4 protein-coding genes are annotated in these 3,302 nt (G+C 70.8%); all 4 read right to left on the minus strand.

Going from position 1 to position 3,302, the window contains the following annotated elements; all coding sequences use genetic code 11:
* A partial coding sequence (gene rfbA, locus CH341_RS29810) for a glucose-1-phosphate thymidylyltransferase RfbA (RefSeq protein WP_111423034.1) occupies window positions 1-849 on the minus strand: 849 nt, incomplete at its 3' end.
* The gene (rfbD, locus tag CH341_RS29815) at window positions 846-1,733 is read right to left on the minus strand and encodes a dTDP-4-dehydrorhamnose reductase (RefSeq protein ID WP_111423036.1); all 888 of its coding nucleotides are present in this window, start codon (window positions 1,731-1,733) and stop codon (window positions 846-848) included. The genes rfbD and rfbA, both read right to left, overlap by 4 nt.
* A gap of 22 nt (window positions 1,734-1,755) precedes the next feature.
* A complete protein-coding gene (gene rfbB / locus CH341_RS29820) occupies window positions 1,756-2,826 on the minus strand; it encodes a dTDP-glucose 4,6-dehydratase (protein ID WP_111423038.1) in 1,071 nt (356 codons plus the stop codon).
* A 32-nt stretch (window positions 2,827-2,858) separates the two neighbouring features.
* Window positions 2,859-3,302: dTDP-4-dehydrorhamnose 3,5-epimerase (rfbC, locus tag CH341_RS29825; RefSeq protein ID WP_111423040.1), on the minus strand; the 444-nt coding region annotated here is incomplete at its 5' end.

Below are 3,302 nucleotides of genomic sequence, written 5' to 3' on the forward strand. Positions count from 1 at the left end.
TTTGAGGTATGCGCCGTAGTTTGTCTTTTCGTATCGCTTGGCGAGACGGAGGAGGGTTTCGGCGTCGATGAAGCCCTGGAGGTAGGCGATCTCCTCGAGGCAGCCGACCAGGAGGCCCTGGCGGGCCTGGATGGAGCGGACGAACTCGGAGGCCTCCAGGAGGGCGTCGTGGGTGCCGGTGTCGAGCCAGGCATAGCCGCGGCCGAGCTTGACGACCTCGAGCGCGCCCAGCTCCAGATAGATGCGGTTCACGTCGGTGATCTCGAGCTCGCCGCGCGGCGAGGGCTTCAGGTCGGCGGCGATGTCGAGCACCCGGTTGTCGTAGAAGTAGAGCCCGGTCACGGCCCAGGGCGACCGGAACGTGGTGGGCTTCTCGATCAGCTCGACGGGCCGGCCGGCGGCGTCGAACACCACCACGCCGTACTGGCTCGGGTCGCGCACGAAGTAGCCGAACACGGTGGCGCCGGCGTCGGAGGCCGCCGCCTTGGCCAGCTCGGCCGACAGGCCGTGGCCGTAGAAGACGTTGTCGCCGAGGATCAGGCACACCTTGTCGGCGCCGACGAAGTCGCGCCCCAGCACGAAGGCGTGGGCGAGCCCCACCGGCTTCTCCTGCACCACGTAGTCGATCGCGATGCCCCAGGTCGAGCCGTCGCCCAGCAGTTGCCGGTAGAAGCCCAGATGCTCCGGTGTCGAGATCAGCAGCACCTCGCGGATGCCGGCCAGCATCAGCACCGACAGCGGATAGTAGATCATCGGCTTGTCGTAGACCGGCAGAAGCTGCTTGTTCACCGCCAGCGTCGCCGGATAGAGCCGCGTGCCGCTGCCCCCGGCCAGGATGATGCCCTTCATGCGTCGTTCGTCCTCTGCAGCAGCCGGTCGAGGGTCGCGGCCAGCGCGGCGCGCCAGTCGGGCTGGATGACGGGAAAGCGCGCCAGCGTCGCCGCGCAATCGAGCCGCGAGTCCGCCGGCCGCTTCGCCGGGGTCGGATACTCGGCCGTGGTGATGGCGAGCACCTGCGGCACCTTGGGAAGCCGCGGCCCGGCGATCTCGAAGATGGCGCGGGCGAAGCCGCACCACGTCGTCTCGCCCGCATTGGTGAAGTGGAAGGTGCCGCCCGGTTCGCTCGGCTCGTCGACGAGCCGAGCCGCGATCGCCAGGCAGGCGGCGGCCAGATCGGCCGCCGTGGTCGGCGTGCCGCGCTGGTCGTCGACCACCTTCAGCACGTCGCGCTCGGCGCCGACCCGCAGCATCGTCGCGAGAAAGTTGCCGCCGAACGGGCCGTAGACCCAGGCGGTGCGCAGGATCACGGCGCGCGCGCCGGCGGCGCGAACGGCGCGCTCCCCCGCCTCCTTGCTGGCCCCGTAGGCGCCGAGCGGCGCCACCGGATCGTCCGGCCGATAGGGCGCGCCCTTGCGCCCGTCGAACACGTAGTCGGTCGAGACGTGGACGAGCGGAATGCCCTTGGCGGCCGCCGCGGCGGCGAGCCGGCCCGGCACCTCGGCATTGAGCACGTGGGCCAGGTCGCGCTCGGCCTCGGCCTTGTCCACCGCCGTGTAGGCGGCCGCGTTGACGATCACGTCGGCGTCCTGCGCCGCGACGAAGGCCTCGATGCCGCCCGGCGCGGCGAGGTCGAGCTCCTGGCGGGTCGGCGCCACGATCCGCAGATCCGGACCGGCCCGGAGCAGACACTCGCGGCCGAGCTGGCCGGTGCCGCCGAGAAGCAGAATGTTCATCCCGATGTCCCGATCCGTCCGCCTAGCGCACCACGGCGAGGCCGCGCCGCGCCGCGGCGTCGTGGGTCTTCAGCAGCGGCTCCCACCAGGCGCGATTGTCGAGATACCAGCGCACCGTGCGCCGGATGCCGGTCTCGAACGACTCCTGCGGCCGCCAGCCGAGCTCGCGCTCCAGCTTGGAGAAGTCGATGGCGTAGCGGAAGTCGTGGCCGGGACGGTCGCGCACGAAGGTGATCAGATCCGAATGCGGCCCCGCCGGGCGCGGCGCCAGCTCGTCCAGCACGCCGCACAGCGTCGTCACCACGTCGATGTTGCGCCGCTCCGCCGCGCCGCCGACGTTGTACGTCTCGCCCACCCGGCCGCGCGCCACGATCGAAGCGAGCGCCCGCGCATGGTCCTCCACGAACAGCCAGTCGCGCACGTTCCGGCCCTCGCCGTAGACCGGCATCGGCTCGCCGAACAGGCCCTTGATCAGGGTCAGCGGGATCAGCTTCTCGGGGAAATGCCGCGGCCCGTAATTGTTCGAGCAGTTCGAGATCACCACGGGCAGGCCGTAGGTGTGGCCCCAGGCGCTGACCAGATGATCCGACGCAGCCTTCGAGGCCGAGTAGGGCGAGCGCGGATCGTAGGGCGTCGTCTCGGTGAACAGTCCCTCCTCGCCCAGCGCGCCGAACACCTCGTCGGTCGAGACGTGGTGGAAGCGGAACGCCGTCGCCCGCTCCGGCGACAGCCCACGCCAATGCGCCAGCGCCGCCTGCAGCAGCGTGCAGGTGCCGACCACATTGGTCTGGATGAAGTCCATCGGCCCGTCGATCGAGCGGTCGACATGGCTCTCGGCCGCCAGATGCATCACCGCCTCGGGGTCGAACTCGGCGAACAGCGCCGCCAGTCTCGGCGCGTCGCAGATGTCGGCGCGCGCGAACCGGTAGCCCGGCTTGCCCTCCAGGCTCGCCAGCGAGGCGAGGTTGCCCGCATAGGTGAGCTTGTCGACCACCAGCACCACGGCGCCGAGATCGTCGACCAGGTGATGCGCCACGGCCGAGCCGATGAAGCCCGCCCCGCCCGTCACCAGAATCCGCCTGCCCCTCAGCATCTGCGCCTCACCCTGTGCCCTTCGCTCCCGCCTCACGCCGGCCCCAGCGCCCGGAGCGGCTCGCCGTCATAGGCGAACGGGCTCTCGAACGCCGCGAGGCGCGGATACGTGGTGTCCTTGTCCGACAGGCTCACGTCGGCGCGCTCCACCGGCCAGGGAATCCCGATCTGGGGATCGTCGAACGCGATGCCGCCCTCGCACGCCGGTGCGTAGAAGTCCGTCACCTTGTAGGCGACGTCGCAGTCGTCATCGAGCGTGCAGAAGCCGTGCGCGAAGCCGACCGGAATCCACAGCTGCTCGCCCCGCTCCGCCGTCAGCTCCGCCGCGACGAACCGCCCGAAGGTCGGCGACCCGCGCCGGATGTCCACCGCCACGTCGTAGATCCGCCCGCGCAACACCCGCACCAGCTTCCCCTGCCCGTGCGGCGGAACCTGGAAATGCAGCCCACGCACCGTCCCGCGCCGCGCCGAGTAGGA

Source organism: Rhodoplanes roseus (genome assembly GCF_003258865.1).
Lineage (GTDB): Bacteria > Pseudomonadota > Alphaproteobacteria > Rhizobiales > Xanthobacteraceae > Rhodoplanes > Rhodoplanes roseus.

Bases quoted from the DNA above. Each gene is read 5' to 3' on its own strand.
- rfbB (WP_111423038.1), bottom strand. From the start codon at position 2,826: ATGCTGAGGGGCAGGCGGATTCTGGTGACGGGCGGGGCGGGCTTCATC.
- rfbD (WP_111423036.1), bottom strand. From the start codon at position 1,733: ATGAACATTCTGCTTCTCGGCGGCACCGGCCAGCTCGGCCGCGAGTGT.